At 42.4% G+C, this 26279-nt stretch carries 18 protein-coding genes; 7 read left to right on the top strand and 11 right to left on the bottom strand.

Going from position 1 to position 26279, the window contains the following annotated elements; genetic code table 11:
• The first annotated feature begins 16 nt into the window (after positions 1 to 16).
• The 5 genes from B3Q46_RS04090 to B3Q46_RS04070 all read left to right on the top strand — a co-directional run bounded on the left by B3Q46_RS04090 (position 17) and on the right by B3Q46_RS04070 (position 5866).
• Complete coding sequence (locus B3Q46_RS04090; protein ID WP_262735619.1) at positions 17 to 2011, top strand: acetyl/propionyl/methylcrotonyl-CoA carboxylase subunit alpha; 1995 nt, start codon at positions 17 to 19, stop codon at positions 2009 to 2011.
• A complete protein-coding gene (locus tag B3Q46_RS04085; protein ID WP_262735621.1) occupies positions 2008 to 2910 on the top strand; it encodes a hydroxymethylglutaryl-CoA lyase in 903 nt (300 codons plus the stop codon). Before B3Q46_RS04090 ends, B3Q46_RS04085 begins: the two co-directional genes overlap by 4 nt.
• A 100-nt stretch (positions 2911 to 3010) precedes the next feature.
• Positions 3011 to 3715: a CoA transferase subunit A gene (locus B3Q46_RS04080; protein WP_262735622.1), complete on the top strand. Its 705-nt coding sequence runs from the start codon at positions 3011 to 3013 to the stop codon at positions 3713 to 3715.
• Positions 3716 to 3717: 2 nt separating this feature from the next.
• Positions 3718 to 4356 carry a CoA transferase subunit B gene (locus tag B3Q46_RS04075; RefSeq protein ID WP_004782495.1) on the top strand — a complete coding sequence of 213 codons (639 nt, stop codon included), beginning with the start codon at positions 3718 to 3720 and terminating at the stop codon, positions 4354 to 4356.
• Between the two features lie 97 nt (positions 4357 to 4453).
• On the top strand, positions 4454 to 5866 hold the full coding sequence (locus tag B3Q46_RS04070) for a short-chain fatty acid transporter (RefSeq protein ID WP_104426287.1): 1413 nt from the start codon (positions 4454 to 4456) through the stop codon (positions 5864 to 5866).
• 57 nt (positions 5867 to 5923) lie between these two features.
• On the opposite strand, the gene B3Q46_RS04065 is transcribed toward B3Q46_RS04070, so the two are convergent.
• From B3Q46_RS04065 to B3Q46_RS04050, 4 genes are all read right to left on the bottom strand, one after another.
• Positions 5924 to 7417, bottom strand: coding sequence for an OmpA family protein (locus tag B3Q46_RS04065; protein ID WP_286713624.1), 1494 nt, complete (start codon positions 7415 to 7417; stop codon positions 5924 to 5926).
• 193 nt (positions 7418 to 7610) lie between these two features.
• Positions 7611 to 8849, bottom strand: coding sequence for a dihydroorotase (locus tag B3Q46_RS04060; protein ID WP_262735627.1), 1239 nt, complete (start codon positions 8847 to 8849; stop codon positions 7611 to 7613).
• Positions 8850 to 8859: 10 nt separating this feature from the next.
• Entirely contained in the window at positions 8860 to 9876 is a 1017-nt protein-coding gene (locus B3Q46_RS04055) for an aspartate carbamoyltransferase catalytic subunit (protein WP_004782500.1), read from the bottom strand.
• A 224-nt stretch (positions 9877 to 10100) separates the two neighbouring features.
• Positions 10101 to 10433: a hypothetical protein gene (locus B3Q46_RS04050; protein ID WP_034170006.1), complete on the bottom strand. Its 333-nt coding sequence runs from the start codon at positions 10431 to 10433 to the stop codon at positions 10101 to 10103.
• A gap of 655 nt (positions 10434 to 11088) precedes the next feature.
• On the opposite strand from B3Q46_RS04050, the gene rlmKL reads away from it, so the two are divergent.
• Positions 11089 to 13293 carry a bifunctional 23S rRNA (guanine(2069)-N(7))-methyltransferase RlmK/23S rRNA (guanine(2445)-N(2))-methyltransferase RlmL gene (rlmKL, locus tag B3Q46_RS04045; RefSeq protein WP_262735629.1) on the top strand — a complete coding sequence of 735 codons (2205 nt, stop codon included), beginning with the start codon at positions 11089 to 11091 and terminating at the stop codon, positions 13291 to 13293.
• 66 nt (positions 13294 to 13359) lie between these two features.
• On the opposite strand, the gene clpB is transcribed toward rlmKL, so the two are convergent.
• The 4 genes from clpB to crp all read right to left on the bottom strand — a co-directional run bounded on the left by clpB (position 13360) and on the right by crp (position 18655).
• Positions 13360 to 15939, bottom strand: a complete 2580-nt coding sequence (gene clpB / locus B3Q46_RS04040; RefSeq protein WP_286713619.1) for an ATP-dependent chaperone ClpB — start codon at positions 15937 to 15939, stop codon at positions 13360 to 13362.
• A 254-nt stretch (positions 15940 to 16193) separates the two neighbouring features.
• On the bottom strand, positions 16194 to 16559 hold the full coding sequence (locus B3Q46_RS04035; RefSeq protein WP_005235031.1) for an MbcA/ParS/Xre antitoxin family protein: 366 nt from the start codon (positions 16557 to 16559) through the stop codon (positions 16194 to 16196).
• Between the two features lie 145 nt (positions 16560 to 16704).
• Complete coding sequence (locus tag B3Q46_RS04030; RefSeq protein WP_262735632.1) at positions 16705 to 17754, bottom strand: NADP(H)-dependent aldo-keto reductase; 1050 nt, start codon at positions 17752 to 17754, stop codon at positions 16705 to 16707.
• A gap of 193 nt (positions 17755 to 17947) precedes the next feature.
• Positions 17948 to 18655 carry a cAMP-activated global transcriptional regulator CRP gene (gene crp / locus B3Q46_RS04025; RefSeq protein ID WP_005235028.1) on the bottom strand — a complete coding sequence of 236 codons (708 nt, stop codon included), beginning with the start codon at positions 18653 to 18655 and terminating at the stop codon, positions 17948 to 17950.
• A 147-nt stretch (positions 18656 to 18802) separates the two neighbouring features.
• Here crp and B3Q46_RS04020 point away from each other — a divergent pair, with 147 nt between their 5' ends.
• Positions 18803 to 19225: an OsmC family protein gene (locus B3Q46_RS04020; protein WP_004782528.1), complete on the top strand. Its 423-nt coding sequence runs from the start codon at positions 18803 to 18805 to the stop codon at positions 19223 to 19225.
• A gap of 43 nt (positions 19226 to 19268) precedes the next feature.
• Here the strand turns inward: B3Q46_RS04020 and B3Q46_RS04015 are convergent, their stop codons facing one another.
• The 3 genes from B3Q46_RS04015 to B3Q46_RS04005 all read right to left on the bottom strand — a co-directional run bounded on the left by B3Q46_RS04015 (position 19269) and on the right by B3Q46_RS04005 (position 25446).
• Positions 19269 to 20312, bottom strand: a complete 1044-nt coding sequence (locus tag B3Q46_RS04015) for a metallophosphoesterase (protein WP_262735633.1) — start codon at positions 20310 to 20312, stop codon at positions 19269 to 19271.
• 246 nt (positions 20313 to 20558) lie between these two features.
• Positions 20559 to 22796, bottom strand: coding sequence for an NADP-dependent isocitrate dehydrogenase (locus B3Q46_RS04010; RefSeq protein ID WP_262735635.1), 2238 nt, complete (start codon positions 22794 to 22796; stop codon positions 20559 to 20561).
• 1966 nt (positions 22797 to 24762) lie between these two features.
• The gene (locus B3Q46_RS04005) at positions 24763 to 25446 is read right to left on the bottom strand and encodes a metallophosphoesterase (protein WP_086044901.1); all 684 of its coding nucleotides are present in this window, start codon (positions 25444 to 25446) and stop codon (positions 24763 to 24765) included.
• Positions 25447 to 26279 lie beyond the last annotated feature (833 nt).

Raw genomic sequence — 26279 nt, 5'->3', positions numbered from 1 at the left:
CAAGAAGGATCGTAGGATGTTTGAAAAGATTTTAATTGCCAACCGTGGTGAAATTGCCTGTCGTGTAATTCGTACAGCGAAAAAGTTAGGCATCGCTACTGTTGCCGTATATTCCGATGCCGATGCACAGGCACAGCATGTCAAACTGGCAGATGAAGCCATCCATATTGGTGAATCGCCTGCTGCACAAAGTTATTTACAGATTGAACGTATTATTCAGGCGGCTAAAACTACCGGTGCTCAGGCCATTCATCCAGGTTATGGTTTCCTGTCTGAAAATGACCAGTTTGCCCTGGCCTGTCAGGACAACAATATTGTCTTTATAGGTCCGCCAGTGGATGCGATCTTAGCAATGGGTCTGAAAGCGACCTCTAAAGCACTGATGGAAAAAGCCGGTGTACCGTTAACCCCAGGCTATCATGGTACCAATCAGGATGCGGATTTCCTGAAACAGCAGGCAGACAGTATTGGCTATCCGGTACTGATCAAGGCTAGTGCTGGTGGTGGTGGTAAAGGCATGCGTCTGGTTGAACGTAGTGAAGATTTCCTCAGTTCACTTGCTTCCTGTAAAAGCGAAGCACGTTCCAGCTTCGGCAATGAAGATGTGCTGATTGAACGCTATGTCGTGCAGCCACGTCATATTGAAGTTCAGGTCTTTGGTGATACACATGGCAATTATGTGCATCTGTTTGAACGTGATTGCTCCGTGCAGCGTCGTCACCAGAAAGTTCTGGAAGAAGCACCAGCACCTAAAATGCCAGAAGACAAACTTGAAGCGATGCGCCAAGCCGCGATTGATGCTGCACGTGCCGTGAATTATGTTGGTGCGGGTACAGTCGAGTTCATCGTTGAACAAGATGGTACTGCCTACTTCATGGAAATGAATACCCGTCTACAGGTTGAGCATCCGGTCACTGAAATGATCACCGGTCAGGATCTGGTGGAATGGCAGCTACGTGTCGCGTTCGGTGAGCCTTTACCGAAACAGCAACATGAATTACAGATTCACGGTCATGCGCTCGAAGCACGTGTCTATGCTGAAGAACCAGAAAAAGGTTTTATTCCTGCCATCGGTCAGATCAGCTATCTGCATTATCCAGAGCAAAATGACTATGTCCGTGTGGATAGTGGCATTGTCGAAGGTGATGAAATCAGCACCTATTATGATCCGATGATTGCCAAACTGATTGTTTGGGGCAAAAACCGTGAAGCGGCTTTAACCCAGATGCATCACGCCTTGGGTCAGTTCCATGTCGATGGACTCGGGAATAACATCGCTTTTCTTGATCGCTTAGTATTATGTGACTCATTTAAAAATGCCCATCTCGATACTGGCCTGATTCAACGCGAAGAAGAGTTCCTACTCAAACCATCTGCTGATATCAGCGCAGAATTAGTGGTCAGTGCCGCCTTGGTTGAACTGTTATCTCGTCTGGCTCAAAACCCGACGAGCAATAATCCTGTCTGGCAGCAAAAAGCATTTTGGCGTCTGAATCAGCAAAATAGCTACACAATCAAATTACAATGTAATGACGTTTTACGTATGGTGAGCTTTAAAGCGCTAGAAAATAGCTTCCTGGCAAACCATGAAGGCCAGACACTCAATATCCAAGGTGAACTGCTCGATCAACACCTACTCCAGTTAAATCTTGCAGGTCAGCAGCAGAAACTGGCATTTAGCCAGACTGAACATGGCATTACCCTGTTCCAGAATGGTCAAAGTTACAAGTTTACTTATCTGAAATCTGATTTTAATGGCCAGGATGAACAAGGCACTGAAAACAATCTGACTGCACCAATGCCAGGTGTGATTACTCAGGTTCTGGTTGCGGCAAATGACAAAGTGAAAAAAGACGATGTACTGCTGACTTTGGAAGCAATGAAGATCGAATATACCATTCGCGCTCCGCATGATGGCATTATCGCAAACTCATACTTTCAAAAAGGTGACCAGGTTAAAGCTGGCGATGAACTGGTAGAGTTCCAGCCTCTAGCGGAGGAAGTTGCATGACAGATTTCGTTAAAATCGTAGAAGTCGGGCCACGCGATGGCCTGCAAAACGAAAAAACACCTTTAACACTAGATGACCGCAAAAACCTGATTCTAGATCTGATGAAAACAGGTTTACAGGCAATTGAAGTCGGTTCCTGTGTTTCAGCCAAATGGGTCCCACAGATGGCAGATAGCGATGTGCTATTTGCCAGCTTGCCTAAAGATCCGAATATCCAGTTCAGTTTACTGACGCCAAATATGAAAGGTTTTGAATCAGCGCTAGCTGTGGGTTGTAAAGAAGTTGCGGTATTTACCGCAGCTTCTGAAAGCTTTACTCGTAAGAACATCAACTGCTCTATTGATGAAAGCTTTGAAAAGTTTGCAGATGTGATGGCAGCTGCCAAAGCTAATGATGTCAAGGTTCGTGGCTATGTCTCTTGTATGGTGGACTGCCCTTATGAAGGTGCAATTGATCCGAAGCAGGTCGTAAAAGTTACGCAGCGCTTACTAGATATGGGCTGCTATGAAGTATCACTGGGTGAAACCATTGGTACGGCAACTCCAGATCGCGTGAAGAACGTCTGGGATACCTGTCTTTCAGAAATTGATAGTAAAGTGCTGGCTGGCCATTTTCATAATACCTATGGCATGGCCATCGCTAATATTTACCAGTCACTATTACAAGGTATTCGGGTATTTGACTCCTCTATTGCCGGCCTCGGTGGCTGTCCTTATGCCAAAGGTGCTTCCGGCAATGTTTCAACTGAAGACCTGTATTACCTGCTCTCCAAGATGGGCTTTGAAACCGGTATTCAACTGGATACTCTGATGCAGACCAGCCGTAATATCAGTGAGGTTCTACAACGCAATAATCCCTCCAATTATGCCAATGCCTATTGGCAAAAAGCCTGTGCTTAAAAACTTGAAATAGCCGGACACTCTATAAGTCCTCATAGATAGAAATCAGCAGATCTTTAGATAAAAGAGATCTGCAAGAGAAGAATAAATCGAGGTAAAAATGTCAAATAAAGTGTATGACAGTGCAAAAGCCGCTTTAGACAGCGTGGTCCAGGATGGACATACTCTTGCAGTTGGCGGTTTTGGACTCTGTGGTATTCCAGAGGCCCTCATTGCAGCTTTAAAAGAAACCGGTGCCAAAAATCTGACCTGTATTTCCAATAATGCCGGTGTCGATGGCTTTGGCTTGGGACTATTGCTGGAAACCAAACAGATTAAAAAAATGATCTCTTCCTATGTGGGCGAGAACAAGGAATTTGAACGCCAATACTTAAGCGGGGAACTCGAAGTTGAACTGACCCCTCAAGGAACTTTAGCTGAAAAATTACGTGCCGGTGGTGCAGGTATTCCCGCTTTCTATACCGCGACCGGTGTTGGAACCGTTATTGCTGAAGGTAAAGATGTCCGTGAGTTTAATGGCAAATCTTATATTCTGGAAGAATCCTTAACTGCTGATGTAGCTTTGGTTAAAGCTTATAAGGCCGATAAAGCCGGTAACCTGATTTTCCGTAAAACTGCCCAGAACTTCAATCCGGTCTGTGCCATGGCTGGTAAAGTGACCATTGCTGAAGTCGAAGAAATTGTCGAGATCGGTGCCCTTGATCCAGATGAAATTCATCTTCCAGGCATTTATGTGAACCGGATTGTACTGAATACCCAACCGGAAAAACGGATTGAACAGATGACTTTAAAGGCGGGGGCTTGATCATGGCTTGGACACGTAATGAAATGGCGCAGCGCGCCGCACAGGAACTTGAAGACGGTTTCTATGTAAATCTAGGTATTGGTCTGCCAACCTTAGTCGCGAATTATATTCCAGAGAATATTAATGTCTGGTTACAGTCTGAGAATGGCCTGTTGGGTATTGGAGAGTTTCCAACGGCAGATACTGTAGATGCCGACCTGATCAATGCTGGCAAACAGACGGTAACTGCCCGCAAAGGTGCTTCTTTCTTTTCCAGTGCCGACTCCTTTGCCATGATTCGTGGTGGTCATGTCAATATCGCCATTCTGGGTGCTATGGAAGTCTCAGAAAATGGTGATCTAGCCAACTGGATGATTCCGGGCAAGAAAGTCAAAGGCATGGGTGGTGCCATGGATCTGGTCGCAGGTGTGCAAAAAGTTGTGGTGCTGATGGAACACTGCGCCAAAGATGGTACGCCTAAAATTGTCTCACAATGTAGTCTTCCGCTTACTGGCCAGGCCGTAGTCAACCGGATTATTACTGACTTAGGTGTATTGGATGTCACACCTGAAGGTATTCAACTTGTAGAACTGGCACCCGATGTCAGTTTTGATGAAATTCAGAAAGTCACCGGTGTGCCTTTACTCCGTAAAGCAGCCTGATTGTTCCCAACCCTTAAAATGAAAATTTTTAAGGGTTTCTTTTTGGCTGAAGAAAGCCACTTCTTAATAACAAATGCAGAATAAATGGATTTTAATCATGCAAACTCAACAAAATATCTTGCAGCGCTTTGCCATGCGCGTCAGCGACTGGTCTGAAAAATGGTTTCCAGACTCTTATATTTTTGCCCTACTCGGTGTCATCATTGTTGCGATTGCCGCGATTGGCATTGGTGCACCAGCACAAGACGTCGCGATTTCATTCGGTGACGGATTCTGGAGTCTGATTCCCTTTACCTTACAGATGTGTATGCTGATCGTGGTCGGTTATGTAGTTTCGGTTTCCAAACCGATGCAATTATTGATTCAGAAAATGGCGCGTATTCCTCATTCTGGACGTGGAGCTATCGTTCTCGTCGCCACAGTTAGCCTACTGATTTCCCTGATTAACTGGGCGATGAGTACAGTGCTAACTGCACTTTTGGTGATTGCCTTGGCACAGCGTAAAGAGCTAAATATGGATTACCGTGCAGCTGCCGCAGCAGCGATTATTGGGATGGGTGCAACCTGGGCGCTCGGTATCAGCTCATCTGCCGCACAATTACAGGCCAACAAATCCAGCCTGCCAGAACCTCTGTATAATCTGACTGGTGTGATTCCATTTACTGAAACGATTTTCCTGCCGCAATCCATGATTATGACAGCAGTCTTGATCATCGCCTCGATTGCCATTGCCTACTGGTCTGCGCCCAAAGGCAATCATATTAAAACCATTGATCACTTCCCGATCCAGATTGAAGAAGAAAAGACTGAAACCGTGATCCATAAACGGCCAGGTGACTGGCTTGAAAACTCGCCAATCTTAAGTATTCTGATTGTGGTTCTGGGCCTGGTCTGGATGTTTAACGAGTTTTCCAAGAGCAATCCGATTCTGGCAATCTCCAGCTTAAACACTTATAACTTTATCTTTCTGATTTTAGGTGTAGCTTTACATGGTACACCACGTAATTTTCTCAATGCCGTATCCAAAGCTGTGCCGGCCATTTCAGGGGTGCTGATCCAGTTTCCGCTTTATGGCAGTATTGCCTTTATGATGACCAATGCCCTGAATTCTGCTGATCTTTCCCTGTCACATTATATCGCCGAATTCTTCGTGTCGATTGCGTCGCAGGAAACCTTTGCCATCGTTATGGGAATTTATTCTGCGATTCTAGGCTTCTTCATTCCTTCTGGTGGAGGAAAATGGATTATTGAAGCGCCTTATGTGATGCAGGCCGCACATGACCTGAAAGTACATCTGGGCTGGTCTGTCCAGATCTATAATGCAGCCGAAGCCTTACCCAATCTGATCAATCCTTTCTTTATGCTCCCCATGCTGGGAATCTTGAAATTAAAGGCTAAAGATGTAATTGGCTTTACAGTGACACAACTGGTCTTTCATCTTCCGTTGGTACTGTTCTTACTCTGGTTCCTGGGAAGAACTTTGACTTATACCCCACCTGTCTTCTCTTAATTCATAATAAATAAAAAAGGACGAATCATTCGTCCTTTTTTATGATGAAAGAATTATTTAGCTGGCTTTCTTTTCAACTACGCCTTCATTATCTACAGTATGGACACGATCATCTTCAGTACTCATAACTTCAAAAGTTACACGACGGTTTTGATACTGACCGTTCGAAGTCGCATTCGATTGAGCAGGCTGATTCGCCGCCATACCTACTGGTTGTAACTGCGCCGGGTTCACCCCTTTCTGCACCAGATAATTCACAATGGCTTGAGCACGTTTTAAAGACAGCTCCTGATTTTGAGTGCTGCTGCCTTCCGTATCAGTATGGCCCATCACGGTTAAATGTACATCTTTGGCATATTGTAATAAAGCTGCGGTCTGATCCAGCAAGCTTTTATTCACTTCAGGAATTTCGGTGGAACCTGTCGCGAAATGAATAATTTGCAGGTTTAAGGCAGTTGCAACATCTAACGCCTCAATATTTTCCATCTGAAGTTCGTCTAAAGCTTTTTTAGCCTCGGTATTGGCTGTATTGATCGCCTCATCCATCTCAACTGGTTTTTGGGTCACAACTTCTACATTTTTAGCCAGACCACGAATCTGACCCGCCAGACGCTGTGCATCTGCACTGTTCGCTGCCTGTACAGATACCTGATTACCTGCCCAAGTCAAAGTCACATTTGACATGCCTTGCAGTAATTTCAATACGGATGGAATTGTATCCTGATCAATAAATTCAGAATGGTAATTCTCATTGGCTACGGCACCACAGCCGATACTATAATTAAAGATCTGTTTAATTTCATTTTGCAGAATTTGCATATATTTCGGATCATTCATCTGTACCTGACAGTTGACAATTTCACCTTGGCTACCGGTGCTGATTTTTAAAATTGCAGGGTTCGTTGCAGCAGCTTCGCTTACCGCCTGAGCATTTCGTAATTCATCCGGATCATCATCACGCAGGCATCCACGGAAGAAGAATAAGATAATCGCCGCAATAATCACGAGTAAAATAAAAGGCCAGAACACCACTGCCTTTTTCTCTTCAGTCAGTACTGGTTCTGCTTCCGGTTCGGAAGCCAGACCCGGTGCGCGGTTCAGATTTTGTCCCGCCAGCGGAGATACACCTAGAGATGCCAGTATAGGGCCAGCCCAGACTGGTAATGCCCGTTGAATCGAGTCTGCATGGGTATCTAACAAATGGCCTACTGCTTCAGCAGTGGGTGCACCCGCTTCTGCCTGCAAGAAGTTCATGATTGGAACAATTGCCCGGTTCAGGGTCTGTTCAATTTCATCTTGAGGTGCAGTTGAATCTAACTGAGCCAGGAATTGTTGTTTTAGGGTCGGATTATTATTAAATAATTCATCAATCTTGGGATTAAGTTGCTGACCCAGACCTTCAATCCAGGCCGGTCTTGCACGAAGAATACTTAACAATACAGGATAGAATTGGGCTAAGGCCTGATCCTTGGCAAATAGATGTTCTGCTTCACCTTGCAGCACAATGGCGGTCACATCACTCTTTAAACGTTCAATTAAATCTGTATTCATCAAGATCACCATTATTCTAATTTATAATGTTTAATATTTAATCAGTGTAGCGACCCACCCTCTTTGGAATGTTAATAATTGTACTGATATCATAAAGTTTCACTGTTTATGTAGGGCTAACTTTTCTAGTATTTTAATTAAGATATAAAAAAGTCAGCCGAAGCTGACTTTTTGTAAACGCGAAATGTAAGCATTATGCGGCAATAAAAGTTTGCAGCACTTTACCTTTCACTTTTTGATTGAGCAGTGGTGTATTTTTACCTTGAGAAACGATCGTTTCTTTGCTCAACGTCCATTCCTGTTCTGGATCAACCAGCACCCAGCCAGCTTCCGCTTTCCAGCGCTCAAACATGCTGGCGACTTTCGCAGGAGCAACTGTGACTTTCTCCACCCATTCTAACGGCGTAAAGAAACCGTCATTCACCAGTTGGATACCGAACGGTACGTAGGTATCAAAAGCGGTAAAACCAGGCTGTGTCTCTGCGAACGGTGCCATTTTGGCAGAGCTGCTTAGTGGTTCATGATGGGTACAGATCGCATCAATTACACCAGATTTTACGCCCTGACGCAGTAATTCTTTGTCAGATTCAGAACGTAATGGTGGACGCACGTGTGCAAGAGAGTTAAAGCCATCAATCAGATGGTCAGTCAGATGCAATTGGTGCATTGCGACATCACAAGTGACTGGCAGGCCTTTTTCTTTGGCAATACGGATCAGTTCTACTGATGCACCACAAGATAACAAGCCGAAATGAGCGCGTACTTTAGTTGCTTCAATCATAAGCAGGTATTTGGCAATGGCCACAGTCTCTGCTAATGCCGGAATCATTGGCAAGCCCTGACGTGAAGCAATAAAGCCTTCATGCACACAGCCATCTTTGGCAATTTGCGGCTCTTCTGCATAGAACACTACAGTCAGGTTTAAGCCCGCTGCGTATTCAAGTGTACGCAATACCACATCATCATTGGCAAACGGCGCACTGGCATTAGAAACCGCAGTACATCCGCCCTTTTTCAAACCTGCCATATTGGCCGGTTGCTGACCTTGCAGACCTTGAGTCTGTGCACCGATCACCTGCAGATAAATACCACCATCCAGCATAGCTTTCTCAACCAGACCATGAATCAGCGCACCATTATCCTGCACAATCGGTTTGGAATCTGGCGGGGTAAATACATGCAAAATCCCGTTTTCACGTGCAGCCTTACCTTCAGACTTTAAAGTTCCGTGTTGCTGCTGACCCGGTTCACGTAAACGTGCGCATAGATCCACCATAGTAGGCATCAGCCATTTGCCCTGTCCATCAATGGTTTCAGATACGTTAGCAGTCTCTGCAACACGTTTACCATTTTCCAGATAAACCGTTTCGATTGAATCAGTGTTTTGGATTGGGTCAAGAACACGGACATTTTCAATTTTTACAATAGACATGACTTATTCCTTATACCGCAATCGCTTCAATCAAACCCTGTTCCTGTAACTGACCCTGCATCGCAAGAGCCAGTACCGCCATACGTACTGCAATCCCGTTAGTAACCTGTTTCAGAATCACGGATTGCGGACCGTCTGCAATACTTGAATCAATTTCCACACCACGGTTCATTGGTCCTGGATGCATCACGATACAATCCGGCTTGGCCATGGCGAGACGTTCTTTATTCAGACCATACATTTTGTAGAATTCAGCCTGAGAAGACAGCGCTGGCGAATCAATACGCTCGTTTTGAATACGTAAGGTAATGATCACATCACAGTCTTTGATGCCATCTTCCATATTATTGAACAGGCGTACATCTTCACTGTAGTCATCAAAACCGTATGGCAACAACGTATTCGGTGCAATCACGCGAATATCTTTACAGCCCAAGGTTTGCAGTGCCGCCACATCTGAACGTGCTACACGCGAATGCTTGATATCGCCAATAATCGCAATCGACATATCTTCGAATTTTTTATTGGTCTCGCGGCGAATGGTCAGCATATCCAGCATCGCTTGAGTTGGATGGGCATGACGGCCATCGCCTGCATTAATAATGGCGACATTTGGACAGACATCTTTGGCAATAAAGTGTGCTGCACCTGAAGATGAATGACGTACCACGAAAATATCTGCCGCCATAGCTTCAAGATTCCACAAGGTATCACGTAAAGTTTCACCTTTAGAGGTACTTGAACGGGCAATATCGATATTTAGCACGTTGGCAGACAGACGTTTGGCCGCTGCCTCAAAAGTAGTACGCGTTCGGGTAGAATTTTCAAAAAATAAGTTCATCACCGTTTTGCCTTCGAGCAAATTATTGGTGATCAGCTGATTTTGGTCATTAAAAAAGGACAACGCAGTGTCCAGTATTTTTGTAAGAGTTTCTTTAGAAAGACCTTCGATGGTCAGGAAATGTTTAAGATTACCTGCTTTGTTGAGTTGAATCTGGCTCGGTGTATGCAATGCCGCCAAGTGCATGAGAGATTCCTTATACGTTAAGTCAACGTATTATACAGAGATTAGCGAATCTTTATAGTTGATAAAGAGCTCAGTTGTACAAAAACCATCTCAGTAATAAGAATGGAAATTTAAATTCCCATGCATTTTTTCAATAAGATAATTTAACCTGTTTATCTATATGCTTGTTTTTTCATTTAAACATGAGTGCTTCAGTCTGGAGCATCCACACCCAATCCCCCCAATTAGCGCAATGCGCCAATATAATGATGTGAAACCTGTGCGCGATAGATATCTTCTTCACTTGGTTCTACAGAAATCAGTTCCTTCTCCGCCTGCTCTTCAGCCTGCAGTTCTGAAAATGACGATAAATCCAGAGTGGTTTTTAAGCGGTTGACCAGATGCAATAACTCAGGATCTTCAGTCTGCTCTGCCAGCCCAATCACATGCTTTGCATAGTGGATATTTTCTGCAAGATACATGGCATCAATTACTCGTCCAGTTACTCGTCTTAAACGTGCGTAGATCAAGGTAGCGATTGAAAATGCCTCATTCCTGCGTAATTGAAGATCCAACATCTAAGCCCCTCCGAAATAATAATTAAGAATAAAGATGAAGCTGTAATGATTCCCCTCAGCATTACAGCTTCATTGATATTAGATAGAGCAATAAACGTACCAAAATTACTAAATAAGTTATGTAAGTTATAAATTGATATGAATGAAAATTGATCTACCCCGAGCAATAGTAGGTCAGTGTCTTTTTTGTTTTAGATTCACTCCTCGTCTGGCTAGTCAATTCTTAGTCTCGATCACTTGACATGAATGACCAAATTTTAGCTTTTACTTTTAGAGTAATGCTGTTGCCATGAGGTGTATATAAACGACCCTGTATCAGATCCATCACATCATTAATCCGATTATTTATCTTTCTAAATTACACATACAACATGGTCGCAATTGAAGAGCTAGATTGCGAATTAGTTTTAATACCTACTACATATCCCTCTGTAAAATAAAATATTTAATTAAAAATCCACCTTATTGGTATTGTGTAGTCTTACATATCTCGTAAATTTTCAGTTTGCTTTTTAAGTCAACATTTAGCGCTTTTTAGGATGAATAACACTAGGCTGTATATGCTCGATTTTAAAAAATTTCCAAAGCTTTAACAGGCAAAATACGCTAAACTGAGCGCAGTTTTTTATTTATTCTTTTCCGGTCTCTCTATTTTATGAATACCTCTTCACGTTTAAGCAATTATTGGGTCACCTGTGCCGATGGTCTGGAAACCTTATTAGAAGAAGAAATCAAAGGTTTAGGTGTTCAGGATATTGAACGTTTCCCAGGTCGTCTGACCTTCAAAGGCACGCTTGAAAATGCTTACCGCATCTGTATGTGGTCTCGTCTGGCTTCTCGTGTCCTGATGCCAATTCATACGCATGAAATCGAATTCTCCCACGATGCGCGTGATGTTGCAGAAGAGCTTTATGAAGGTGCGATGAGCTTTGACTGGTCACTGATTTTTGCACCACAAAGCACCTTCGCAATTCGTCTGCACGTTGAACGTGATATTAAGGTCAACACCCAGTTTGCAACTCTACGTGCCAAAGATGGCGTCGTCGATTCCTTTATGGAAGCTGTGGGCAAGCGTCCAAGTATTGATACCAAACAGCCAGAAATCACCATGTACATTCTGGCCGGTAAAAAAGAACACACTTACTGTTTAGACTTATCCGGTGATTCCTTGCATAAACGAGGCTATCGCCGCTTTATGACTGAAGCACCAATCAAGGAAAATCTGGCGGCTGCGATCCTGCAAAAAGGCGGCCTGAAAGACATTAACCCGGATATTGTGGTTGATCCAATGTGTGGTTCAGGGACGTTTATCATTGAATCACTGATGATTCTGACTGATCGTGCCCCAGGTCTGGTGCGTCGTTTCGGATTTAATGGCTGGAATGGTCATGATCATGAATTGTGGATGGGTATTAAAGCTGAAGCGGCTGAACGTCATAAAGCTGCGCTAGAAAACCCATTACCAAAATTCTATGCCTTTGATGCCGACTGGGAAGCGGTGAAAGCCACTAAACAGAATATTATTGCGGCAGGTTTTGAATCAGCCCTCGACCAGATCAAGATCGAAGAGCGTACTTTATCCGACTGGCCAGATTTCCAGGCTGAAGGCAAGAAAGTCTTCTTTGTGACGAATCCACCGTACGGTGAGCGTTTAGGTGATAAAGCCTCTAACCGTGCCTTGTATCTGGGTCTGTCTAACCTGCTACAAAAGAATTTCCCGAATCAAAAAGCCGCAGTCATTGCTGCTCAGGTGGAACAGGCCGATGTCTTGGCGTTCAATGATCCACAAATTCTGCGTTTGATGAACGGTAAACTACCAATCTATATCCGTTTCGGTACTGTAAAACCGGCAGCAGTCACACGTCCTTTCCTAGAAAGCTGGCAGCCGCAACAATTCGAGCCGATTGAAGGTGCGATGGAATTTGCTAACCGTCTGACCAAGAATATGCAAACCCTGAAAAAATGGGCAGTAAAAGAAAATATTCACTGCCTGCGTTTGTATGATGCGGACTTGCCGGACTTTAACGTAGCAGTTGATCTATACGGCGAACGTCTGCATGTTCAGGAATATGCACCACCGAAGAAAATTGATCCTGAAAAAGCCAAAAAACGTTTCAATTTGGCTCTGCAGGCGATTCGTGCCGTGACCGGTTTGGGCCGTGATGCGATCTTTATCAAGACCCGTGCCCGTCAGGAAGGTAAAAACCAGTACACCAAACAAAGTACCGCGTCTAAGCGTTTTATCGTACAGGAAGGCCAAGCCAAGATTCTGGTCAACCTGACCGACTATCTGGATACTGGTTTGTTCCTAGATCACCGTCAGATGCGTTTGCGTATTGCCAAGGAAGCCAAAGGCAAACACTTCCTGAATCTGTACAGCTACACCTCTACCGCGAGCTTACATGCAGCTTTAGGTGGTGCAGCGAGTACCACCAGCGTGGATTTGTCTAATACTTATTTGAACTGGTCAAAAGAGAACTTTGTGCTAAATGGCCTGACTGTAGACCATGCCGATCAACAACATCAGTTCTTTGCATCTGACTGTTTTGAATGGCTGAAAGAAGGCCATGAGCAATATGACCTGATTTTTATCGATCCACCAACATTCTCTAACTCGAAAAAATTCTACGGGACTTTCGACGTTCAGCGTGACCATGTCTCTTTATTGAAGCGTGCCATGAACCGTTTAACCACTGACGGTACTTTGTATTTCTCGAATAACTATCGTGGTTTCGAAATGGATGAAATGATTGAAGGTTTGTACGACGTGGAAGAAATCACGCATGAAACCATTGGTCCAGACTTCAAGCGTAATCAAAAAATTCACCGTGCCTGGAAAATCACTCATCCAAAAATGTAAGGTGTGAATATAAGATAAAGAAAAACCCAGCCTAGGCTGGGTTTTTTGTTGCGAGGAAAACTGGTATTAGCTGAGTTTCAATTTTTCAAAGACCAGTTCGCCGCTTTCACCACGAACGACGATAGTATCACCAGGACCAAACTCACCTGCCAGGATGCTTTGTGCCAAGCTATTTTCAATACGTTGCTGGATCGCACGTTTTAATGGACGCGCACCATACAACGGATCGAAACCAGCTTCGATTAACTGATCGAAAGCACTGTCATCCACAGACAGACGCATATCGCGTTCTGCCAGACGTTGACGCAAGCGGTTCAACTGGATATCAGCAATACCACGGATCTGGTCTTTTTCCAGTGCATGGAACACCACTAGCTCATCAATACGGTTGATAAACTCTGGACGGAAATGTTCCGATACCGCATTCATCACCACTGTACGGACTTCTTCACGAGTTGCTTTATCACCCAGCTCACGGACATCTTGTGAACCCAGGTTCGAAGTCATCACAATCACGGTATTTTTAAAATCCACCACACGGCCTTGTGAGTCGGTCAGACGACCATCGTCCAGCACTTGCAGCAGAATGTTGAACACATCCGGATGCGCTTTTTCGACTTCATCGAATAACACCACGCTATATGGTTTACGGCGCACCGCTTCAGTCAGCACACCACCTTCTTCATAACCGACATAGCCCGGAGGTGCACCGACCAAGCGGCTCACCGAATGTTTTTCCATAAATTCGGACATGTCAATTCGGATCATGGCATCGTCACTGTCGAACAGGAAGTTCGCCAAGGCTTTGGTCAATTCTGTTTTACCCACACCTGTTGGGCCTAAGAACAGGAATGAACCACTTGGACGGTTTGGATCAGACAAGCCGGCACGTGAACGGCGCACAGCATTAGATACAGCCACTACGGCTTCTTCCTGACCAACAACACGATTGTGCAGGAAGTCTTCCATATGCAGCAGTTTGTCACGCTCACCTTGCAGCATTTTCGCTACCGGAATACCGGTCGCAGCACTGACTACTTCAGCGATCTCATTGTCAGTGACTTTGTCACGTAGCAGTTTTGGTGCTTCGCTTTCTTCAGCCGCTTCAATGCGTTCCAGCTGTTTTTGCAGCTCCGGAATTACACCATACTGATAACGTGCTGCTTCAGCCAGATCACCTTCACGCTGGGCTTTTTCCAGAGCAATGCGAGCCTGATCCAGTTTCACCTGAATGTCTTTGTTGCCTGCTACCAGCGCTTTATCGGCACGCCAGATTTCTTCCAGTTCGCTGTACTCTTTCTCTACAGTGGCAATCTGCTCTTCCAGGTGTTTCACTTCGCCCTGCGCACCAGAATCTGCATCTTTTTTCACCGCTTCAAGCTGCATCTTCAACTGAATCAGACGGCGTTCGAGTTTATCCAGTGCTTCAGGTTTAGAATCCAGCTCCATTTTGATACGGGATGCTGCTTCATCAATCAGGTCAATGGCTTTATCCGGCAATTGACGGTCAGTGATGTAACGATGTGACATTTTCGCCGCAGCAATAATTGCTGAGTCCAGAATCTGCACACCATGGTGAGTCGCATAACGGTCTTTCAGACCACGCAGAATCGCAATGGTATCTTCCACGCTTGGTTCATCCACCAGCACTTTCTGGAAACGACGCTCTAAGGCTGCATCTTTTTCAATGTACTGACGGTATTCATCCAGAGTCGTTGCACCGACACAGCGTAATTCACCGCGCGCTAATGCAGGTTTCAGCATGTTACCTGCATCCATAGCACCATCACCTTTACCGGCACCGACCAATGTATGCAGCTCGTCAATGAACAGGATGATTTCGCCTTCATGTTTAGCCAGATCTTTCAGAACAGCTTTTAGACGTTCCTCGAACTCACCACGATATTTGGCACCAGCTAACAATGAACCCAAGTCCAGTGACAGAACGCGTTTGCCTTTCAGGCCTTCTGGAACTTCACCATTGACAATACGTTGTGCCAGACCTTCGACAATCGCAGTTTTACCGACACCCGGTTCACCGATCAGTACCGGGTTGTTTTTGGTACGGCGTGACAGCACCTGAATCGTACGACGGATTTCATCATCACGACCAATCACCGGGTCAAGTTTGCCTGCCATGGCACGTTCAGTTAAATCAATCGTATATTTATTCAGTGAGTCCCGTTGATCTTCATGATTATTGCTCATGACTTTTTCATCGCCTCGAATTTGATTAATAACCTGTCGTAAATTTTCAGTTTTTACGCCAATACTATTTAATAAGGTTTTGGTGGCACCCGTTTCTGCAAGTGCCAGTAATACCCAGTCTGTAGACAGGAACTCATCTCCTGCTTTTTGTGCATAACTGTCCGCAAGATGCAGGGCTTTGGCTGCTTCCTGACTGATGTTGATATCGGCAGAGGGATTACCGAGCGTAGCTACATTATTTAGCGCAGTTTGTACTTTGCTTTGCAGGTCACGTAGGTTCGCTCCTGCCTGTTGCAGCAAGCTCACATTCGATGCTTCTTCCATCAAGGTGGACAAGATGTGAATCCCTTCAATGGCAGCATGATCCTTGCTCATTGCCAGAGATTGCGCATCGGAAAGGGTTTGCTGTAAGCGATTGGTAAATTTCTCAAAACGCATTCTTGTTATTCCTCACAACAAATTTTCTACTTGATGAATATATGGGTGCTGGAAATAAAATTTCAAATAATTTTTTTATTTATTTTTCAAAATCTTAATTTAATAATGGACAGAGTTATCAGTATTAATATTGGTATTCCAGGAAAATATTTCAAGTGAGCGAAAGTAGAATTTTTAAGGTGAAGATCAATAATTAATATCTGATTTAATTGACTCTGCTATTTTTCGGCTGTGTAGAAAATAGAGAAAGACCTTTAGTGCGGTTGCAAGCGTCCTAGTAATCGCAATACTGCACTCAAACCATGTTCTGTTTGTATCAAGGATCTTGGCGTTTGCTCATCCAAAAGCTTGTTAGGCGAATTGATAAACTGGCGCATCCAGCTCAAGTCTCCACCAGTCAGACTAAATAATGCCTGATAGATATTGATTAAAGTTATTGCTCTTTTACCTGCGGTAGTATCTGGTTCTAATTCTTTTTGATTTATGATTGAAGATAATTCTGCTTTAGATAGATCCAGAACTAATGCAAGCTCAAATTCTTGCAATTGCAACTGTTCAGCGAGATTGAATATTGCTATAGCTAATACTTGGGATTTAGAAATATCCGTTTCATTATTCATTTTTGTCAAATTCTATTGATGAATCTTGTTCTGATTATGCTGCCTTTATCCTTTTCTTGCTATATTGTTTATCATTAAATTTGATCCTTTATTGAAACAATAAATACCCTCACTTGGAGGGCATTTAAAGAGAACACTTAAACGATTATGGTGCCGGATTGGGCTGCTGACGGTGAATCACTTCAATGCCCTGCAAGACTTCTTCAGACAGATTCACGTCAAACGCCTGAATGTTTTCTTTGAGCTGATCCAGATTGGTCGCACCGATAATGGTACTGGTCACGAAGAACTGCTGTTTAATGAAAGCCACTGACAACTGGGTTAATGTCAGGCCATGCTGCTCAGCCAGTTGTGCATATTGCTCGACGGCCCACTCGCTTTCCGGATTGCTATAACGGCTAAAACGAGAGAATAAAGTCACACGTGCATTGGCTGGACGTGCACCATTGCGGAATTTACCAGTCAGATAACCAAATGCCAGCGGTGAATAAGCCAACAAACCCACACCTTCATATTTGGCAATTTCCGACATGCCAATTTCATAAGTACGATTCAGTAGGCTATATGGATTTTGCACGCTAACAAATTTGGACAGTCCCAGTTTCTCTGCCAGATGCAGGAACTTCATGGTGCCCCAAGGGGTTTCATTCGACAGGCCAATATAACGGATACGACCTTTCTTAATTTCGTCATGCAAAGCCGTCAGGGTTTCTTCCAGATTCGTTACGGCACGATCATCTGCAGCTTCTGCATTGCCATAACCCAGCTTGCCAAAGAAATTAGTCGCACGCTGTGGCCAGTGCAATTGGTACAGATCGATATAATCAGTTTGCAAACGTGACAATGAATTATCAATTGCTGATGCAATTTCCGAAGCCACGAACTTAGTCTGACCATCACGGATATGGCTCCCACCTTGTGACGGACCCGCAATTTTCGAAGCTAAAAACAGTTTGTCACGACCACCGCGTGAAGCAATCCAGTTACCAACAATGCGTTCAGTTGCACCCTGCGTTTCTGCCTTAGGTGGCACTGGATACATTTCTGCGGTATCCCAGAAATATAAACCTTGATCCAAGGCATAGTCTAATTGCTGAAAAGCCTGTTCCTGAGTATTTTGCTCACCAAAAGTCATGGTGCCCAAACAGATTTCTGGCAATAAGATTCCCGTATCCGCCAATGGTCTGAATTGCATAAAAATGTCCTTTAAGTTTATCTGTTATTTATCAAGAGCAAGTGTGCTATAGCCTATCGGAATTATAAGACGGACTTAAATCATCTTTTCTAACAAGCTTGTGCCAATTTGTTATGTTCTGAATCAGGCTGAAATTTTTAAACAGGAATAAAAAAAGCAAACCCGAAGATTTGCTTTTTATCGTGCTTTTGGCTTATTCGTCTTCGAACTCGCCAGCACCCAGTGCTTCAGGTTCTTCCAGCGATGCATCAAAAATCAGAATCGCCTTACCATCGGTTTCAATCATGCCCTGTTCTTCTAGAGTTTTTAGAACACGACCGACCATTTCACGTGAACAGCCTACAATACGGCCGATTTCCTGACGGGTAATACGGATTTGACGACCATTTGGCAAGATCATCGCTTCTGGCTGAGATGACAGGTCAATCAGACAACGCGCGATACGACCAGACACATCAATAAATGCCAGGTCAGTCACTTTACGTGTGGTATTTTTCAGACGGCGAACCAGCTGGGCAAAAACTGCATAGCTAAGGTCTGGATATTGTTTACTAATTTCATGAAAGTTTTCATAGGTAATTTCAGCAATTTCACAGACATCACGAGTACGCACTTCCGCAGTACGCTGTGGATTTGCTTCGAAAAGACCCATTTCCCCAAAGAAGTCTCCCGCATTTAAATAAGCTACCACAATCTCACGTTCATCATCTTCACGAAGAATGATAGACACAGACCCCTTCAGAATTAAATACAGAGATTTAGATTCTGACCCTGCATCCACGATCGTGGTACGTTTTGGATAGCGATTGATATATGCACGTTTTAATAACGCTTTCACTGATACAGGTAGTTGCCCCGGCGAAAGTGCGTCTGTGCTTAATTGTGAAAAGTTTGAAGTCATGCTTACAGTTCCGAATATGGATAATTTATAGATCGCACAAGACCTAATGTGAACTTGTCACACAGTGGGATTGAAATTCCTTATCAACCCAATTTATGTTAGTGTACAGTTACTTCGTAAATTTATAGCTTTTTTTAGGTAGTTGCAATGCAAACGAGTGTTCATTGGCTAGAGAATGTTGCTTTTGAAGCAAAAACTCAAAGTGGTCATAGTATCATCATGGATGGTTCACCTGAATATGGCGGTGAAAATCGTGGTCCTCGCCCAATGGAACTGATTTTAACCGGTCTGGGCGGTTGTGCTTCTTTTGACATTGTGACAATTTTAAAGAAAGCACGTCAGGAAATTACTGATGTTCGCTGTGAATTAAAAGCAGAACGCGCCGATACAATTCCTGCAGTATTTACCAAAATCCATCTACACTTTGTGGTCAGCGGTAAAGGCATCAAAGAGAAACAAGTCGCTAAAGCGGTAGAGCTTTCTGCTGAGAAATACTGCTCTGCCAGCAAAATGCTGTCTGATGGTGGTGTCGAAATCACCCACGATTTTGAAATTGTAGAAGTGGAATGATCCGCTAATTTCATTAAAAAAGCAGTCTTCGTGGCTGCTTTTTTTACGTCATTTTTTGAGTGAAATACTGCTGGCCATCTTCAAAAATCACCAGATTTTCAGGCAGTCTTAAAGCCCCAAGATGATGAGCATACTCAGCCTGTTGCTGTCGGTCACGATAACGCCTGCCCACTGAATAGTCGACACAGAATACATTCTGCTGCTGTCCAAACCATTGCAGGGCATCAATATGCTTAAACAGACCGGATTTTTCTTCGGTGGTTTTAAAGTTTCGCCAATAATGGCCAATCACGACAGGTATCGTATCTGTATAACACTCCCACCATGGCAAACGATCAATCATGCGCCAGCGTCCCCCTGCATAGACTGGACGTTGCGCAATTTTCTCTGCGCCTGAGCTTAAGGTACGAATCGGATTTTGCATCTGGTCGCGTAACTCTTTCTCAGCGATATATTTTAATAAGGGAATGCTAGCTGCTGGATCCTTGAATTGTCCTTGGTATTGCTGCTGTTCACTCTGGATATATTCATCAAAGCCTAACGTCTGCAACTCAAGCTCATTTTTCAGGACAAAATAATCATAAGCCTGTCTGATTGAATTAAAAGGAACAGATTTCAATTGTTGAATTGCCTGCGTATCCCAGCAAGCATGCACAATTCTTAAATGGGGTGCATCTAGAGCCAAAGGCAGGCTGTTTAGAAATTCTAGAATCCATGCACGATCCTGAATTGAAGCCTGAACTGAATCAAAAGTTTTGAGATCATCCTGATGCGGTGAACCAAAAAACCAGCCATTGCCTTCCCGTAGCGTATCGGTTAACAAGTTGATTTCATGATTACCCAGAATGCATTGCGCATTGCCATTTTCTATTAAGGTTTTAACCTGTCTGATGACAGCGATACTGTCTGGTCCACGATCACACAGATCCCCGACAAAAATCAGTTTACGCTGTTCAGGATGACGACCTTGCAGATCGTAGCCCAATACTTCTAACAATTGTTGTAGCGCATCAATCTCACCATGAATATCGCCAACAATATCCACCGGACCATCAAAAGTCTGCTGTATGAATATCTGATTACTCATGGCTCTACCCTACCCAGGTCAATAAAACCTTTTTTAATATAGCGTTTATACTTTAAATCAATATAACAAGTTCAGAATTATTTTTTAATCATTTCGATTATTCAATCAAATGACAATAGATCAGAAACTTAACTGGAATGTCTTTTCTTCATTTCTTATCTAAATGTATATCTAAAAACAATAAAAAACCGGCGCCTAAGCACCGGCTTTATTCACTTTACGAGCTTTAAAGCTAGTATAGTCTGATTAAGCGTTTAGTGATTCAATGATTTGGTTCAATGTAGCACTTGGACGCATTACAGCATTTACTTTCTCAGGATCAACTGCATAGTAACCACCGATATCTACAGATTGGCCTTGAACTGCATTCAATTCGCTTACGATCTTCTCTTCATTTTCAGCAAGAGACTGAGCGATCGGTGCAAATTTCGCTTTCAATTCTGCATCTTCGTCTTGCGCTACAAGTTCTTCAGCCCAGAATTTAGCCAGGTAGAAGTGGCTGCCACGGTTGTCTAGCTCGCCAGTACGACGTGATGGAGATTTATCATTGTCAAGCAATTTACCAGTCGCAGCATCCAGTGTTTTCGCAAGCAGTTTCGCACGTGCATTGTTTTCTTTAATGCCCATTTCTTCCAGAGAAACAGCCAATGCCAAGAACTCCCCTAGAGAATCCCAACGTAAGTGGTTTTCTTCTACCAACTGTTGTACGTGTTTAGGCGCAGAACCACCAGCACCAGTTTCGTACATACCGCCACCTGCCATTAAAGGCACGATAGACAGCATTTTCGCAGAAGTACCAAGCTCCATGATTGGGAACAAGTCAGTCAGGTAGTCACGCAGGATGTTACCAGTTACAGAAATAGTATCCAGACCGCGAGCAACACGTTCAAGTGTGTAACGCATTGCACGTACTTGAGACATGATTTGAATGTCCAGGCCTTCAGTATCGTGGTCTTTCAGGTATGTTTGAACTTTTTTGATCAGTTCGTTTTCGTGTGGACGGTACGGGTCAAGCCAGAAGATAGCAGGCATGCCAGAGTTACGTGCACGAGTCACAGCCAGTTTCACCCAGTCGCGGATCGGTGCGTCTTTCACCTGGCACATACGCCAGATATCACCTTCTTCCACATTTTGAGACATCAACACTTCACCTGTTTCAAGGTCAGTGATGTTCGCAACACCCGCTTCTGGAATTTCGAAAGTCTTATCGTGAGAACCGTATTCTTCCGCTTTTTGAGCCATTAGACCAACGTTAGGAACTGTACCCATAGTACGTGGGTCGAAGTTACCATTCCACTTACAGAAGTTGATCATTTCCTGGTAAATACGTGCGAAAGTAGATTCAGGCATGACTGCTTTACAGTCGTAAGGTTTACCATCAGCACCCCACATTTTACCGCCAGTACGGATCATTGCAGGCATAGAAGCATCTACAATCACGTCGTTTGGAGAATGGAAGTTAGTAATACCTTTTGCTGAATCAACCATCGCAAGTGCTGGACGGTGTTCTTGACATGCGTGAAGATCTTCAATGATTTCTTCACGTAAAGAAGTCGGTAAAGATTCGATTTTTTCGTAAAGACCAGCCATACCGTTATTTACGTTAATGCCTAGCTCGTCGAACAGTTTACCGTGTTTCTCAAATGCATCTTTGTAGTAAATACGCACACAGTGACCGAATACGATCGGGTGTGACACTTTCATCATGGTCGCTTTAACGTGTAAAGAGAACAGGATGCCAGCTTCTTTACAATCTTCTAATTCTTTTTCATAGAAGTCGCAAAGCGCTTTTTTGCTCATAAACATTGAGTCGATGATTTCACCGTCTTGAAGCGCAACTTTTGGCTTAAGAACGATAGTTTCACCAGACTTAGTGATCAGTTCCATTTTCACATTACGCGCACGGTCTAAAGTCATAGACTTTTCGCCATGGTAGAAGTCGCCTTCTTGCATGTGAGAAACGTGAGTTTGTGACCAAGGTTTCCATTCACCCATAGAATGTGGGTGTTTTTTAGCGTAGTTTTTCACTGCTGTCGGCGCACGACGGTCAGAGTTACCTTCACGAAGTACCGGGTTCACTGCTGAACCTAGGCACTTGCTATAACGCGCTTTAATTGCTTTTTCTTCTTCAGTAGTCGGGTTTTCTGGATAGTCAGGCAGTGCATAGCCCTTAGACTGAAGTTCTTTAATACATGACGTCAACTGAGCAACAGATGCACTAATATTAGGGAGTTTAATGATATTAGTATCTGGATCTTGGGTAAGACGACCTAATTCTGCCAGGTTATCTGAAACTTTCTGCTCATCGCTTAGATAGTCTGCGAATTCTGCAAGTACGCGTGCGGCTACAGAGATGTCTGTCTTAACAATCTCAACGCCCGCCGGCTTAGTAAAGGTCTCAATGATCGGCAGTAGAGAGTAAGTCGCCAATAATGGCGCCTCGTCGGTCAGTGTGTAAATGATTGTTGACTTTCCACCAGCCATATATAGCCCCTTGCTTTGGATTGAGTTTCTGATCATCAGGCTTTTGGCCTAATTTCAGCGAACCGGTTACTTAAATAAACTTTGAAAGTAGTGGTGCTGGTTGCACCTTAGTCAAAGGAATATCAATACATATTCAACTTTGCCTGAAAAATTCGTATAGATCGTCAGTGTGATTCACCGACAACAGTATTCTACGTGAAAATGAACCTTTTTTCGAATTGGCACATTGCCAAACCATGTGATTTTTGCATTAGAAGGTTAATTTGCGAATTTTGCTTAATTTTACCAAAAACTATAATTTAAGCATTATAATTCAATTACTTAAATTGAAAATCAAACAAATTCACCTATAAACTTAAAGTGTGCTTAATTCAGTTTTTTGCCATCAATTTTTATCTACATGTTGGGTATCATGAAAATAAATTATCAATGGCCGTAATTTCCATAAGTATGGGTTAAAAAGCGAATTGAAACAGATCTGCTCTTTCCTATCGAAATTTATGATCTTCACCTGATAAATTGATAGTTAATCCTAAAGGCTTAAGACAACCTACATAATAGTCACCTTTCTACTCTTTCTTCAGTTTAAATTATGTGCATTTTTTTAATTACCTTTACAAACACTGGAAATGTATCGACCGTAATTGCAATAAAAAATTGGTTTTATTGGTTTAATAGGCTTTAGATGATGCCAGTACGTTGGTTTAATTAATAAGAATCTTCTAATTAAATTTAGGTAGAATGCTGATTAACTTACAATAAGGACTTATTTTATGCTGAATTATTTAGTTAGTTTTTCGACAGGGGCTAAGAGCAATTCAGGACAGATTCAGATTCTGATAGGCATATTAGCGCTAAGTCTGCAATTTTTGATTATAGACAAATAATTGAACAGATAAAAATTGCAAAAAAAATAGAAAGATCGTGCAGATGAACAAAGAAAATTTGAATCAAAAATACAATCCCTTAATATGTTACTCATAGCTTTGGATAAAAACGTATTAAAAATAAATAATTTACAAAAAATATTAGAATTGTCGTAAGGGTCTATCAAATCACTCGATCAGAATAGCGAAGTAATAGAAGGTGATATTCGAAAGTTAATTACACCCACTAAAGAAAAAATTAACCATGCCGAAGAAGTTCAAAAAAATACTTTTGATATGTATAAGCGTATAAATAGAAAGAGCGCTTTCAATAGCCTAGATGAGCTAACTGCTATATATGATGTATTAGTTTCTATAATATATGATACAAATAATACTGACCTAATAATTCATCACTTTACAATAACTGAAGATTAACAATCTCGTATCACACACAAATCCTCAGCCTCACTACCCACATAGTTACCCTACCCCATTAACTGAATAAGGCTTTTCGTATGCTGCCTCTAACATGTCAGCAAAATCTTCGATCCCGGATGTAGTAAGTATTTACAAGCACCTTGATATACGCCCAGTGATCAGGGCCAGCACATCAATCGATAATTTCTAATTATTCACAAAGGGTTGAGTGCTTCATGTCGCGTGTCATAAAAATGAATATCAAAACGCCCTGCCTTTTGCTTTTTCTTAGCTTAACTTAAATAGTTTCATGACGTAATTTAAGCCTTATAATCGGTAAAAAGCAGTAATTTTAAAGATAATGCGGATAAAGGTATTTTTTATTGTAGGCATAAAAAAAGGGTTTTAAGCTACTGTTTTCACTTAGAACCCTTATAACATATAGTTTTGAATCTTGGTAGGTATATCCTCTACCGTAGCAACATTTAATCCAATGATTTTAAATAACTTTTTCTACAACTCAAATTTAGTGATACACGTGGTGATACAAGAAAATATATGCTTTTTATTGTAATTTTTTGTAAAAATTAAGTGCTTTGGCACTAAATTCAATAACCCTTCCCTCTACAAGAAAATCAATTTTTTTATTGAACTATGCGATGATGGGTTCCCAGATATCTTTATTGAACTTTTACAATACAGAGCTTTTTGGTGAAGGAGGAACCGACATCTATATAATAACAATTATCGACTTTAATTAGCTCTTTCACAATGGTGTGACCTAGATAAATTTCATCAATATTCTCGACACTATCATAGTGAGCTGATTGCTGGCGAATACGTCCTCTCCCCCATAATGCATTACTATAAGCAGAAGTTACACCTGATATTTTGTAGTCACCTTGCATAATGTCTTGCTTAAAAGCATTCCAATCGTGAATATCAATATCTGCGTGTACCACACCAATCTTTTTATGTCCCAATTGAACTTCTATAACCAAAGGCAATTGTTGAAAACGGGAGCTAATTTCGGATTGCTTTCTTGAGCTGAGTTGATAAAACCATTCTCCTCCATTTCGTGCATGAATGTCTTTTATTTTACGATCATGAGGCGATCTTATACACATCTCCTCATGGTTACCACGTACCGTAAAAAACCAAGGCTGATCCAACAAAGAAATACATTCAAGATTCTCCACACCTCGATCCACAAGATCACCTGTACAAATGACCAGATCATTTTCAAAGTCAAAATCAATTTTTTTAAGTTCTTGCATCAACAAGCTATAGCAACCATGTAAGTCACCTACAATGTATACAGAAGAAATTTTTTGACCGTCTATACTTTTAACAATTTCTACCATAATGCCTATACCTTTGTAGTCATTAGCCTGAGAAGGCTTTTAATTCATTATCCTACAAAAGCCTGGCCTAGTATCATAAGAGATCCAGCTCGACTGCTTATTAGTCACTATTTTTGATTCCGCAGATTTATAGCTATTGAATCTATTAATGAGAAAATATCTTTCTCGTTATTACGCAATATAGCGTTTATAATCAACAACTTAAATCAATTAAAGTCAAATCTAAAACAGTTATTCAGAGCTCAAAAAATCAGGAAATATCTTTCTCGCTCGTCTATCGCCAGTGCGAAAATGCGAAGTGAAATTCTTCTACAGTCAACAAAATCAATAACTTGCATCCATTAAAGTAGAATCTAAAACAGTAAATTCAGGCTCAACTAAAAAGGAAATATCTTTCTCGCTCGTATACAGCCAGTGCGAAAATGCAAAGTAGAATTCTTCTACAGTCAACAAAAATCAATAACTTGCATTCATTAAAGTAGAATCTAAAACAGTAACTTTAGACTCAACTAAAAAGAAAATATCTTTCTCGCTCGTCTATCGTCAGTGCGAAAATGCAAAGTAGAATTCGTCTACAATCAATAAAAATCAATAACTTGCATCCATTAAAGTAGAATCTGAAACAGTTATCCAGAGCTCAAAAAATCAGGAAATATTTTTCTCGCTCGTCTGTAGAATTCTTCTACAGTAAATAAAATCAATAACTTGCATTCATTAAAGTAGAATCTAAAACAGTAACTTTAGACTCAACTAAAAATAAAATATCTTTCTCGCTTTGCCCCTATGCTACCAATCCAAGGATTCTGAACTTTTATTATAGGACTTACGCACTA

Origin of the sequence: Acinetobacter sp. UBA2581 (assembly GCF_002339435.1) — a bacterium.
In the GTDB taxonomy this organism is placed as follows: Bacteria; Pseudomonadota; Gammaproteobacteria; order Pseudomonadales; family Moraxellaceae; genus Acinetobacter; species Acinetobacter variabilis.
This window is presented reverse-complemented; position numbering and strand designations above follow the sequence as displayed.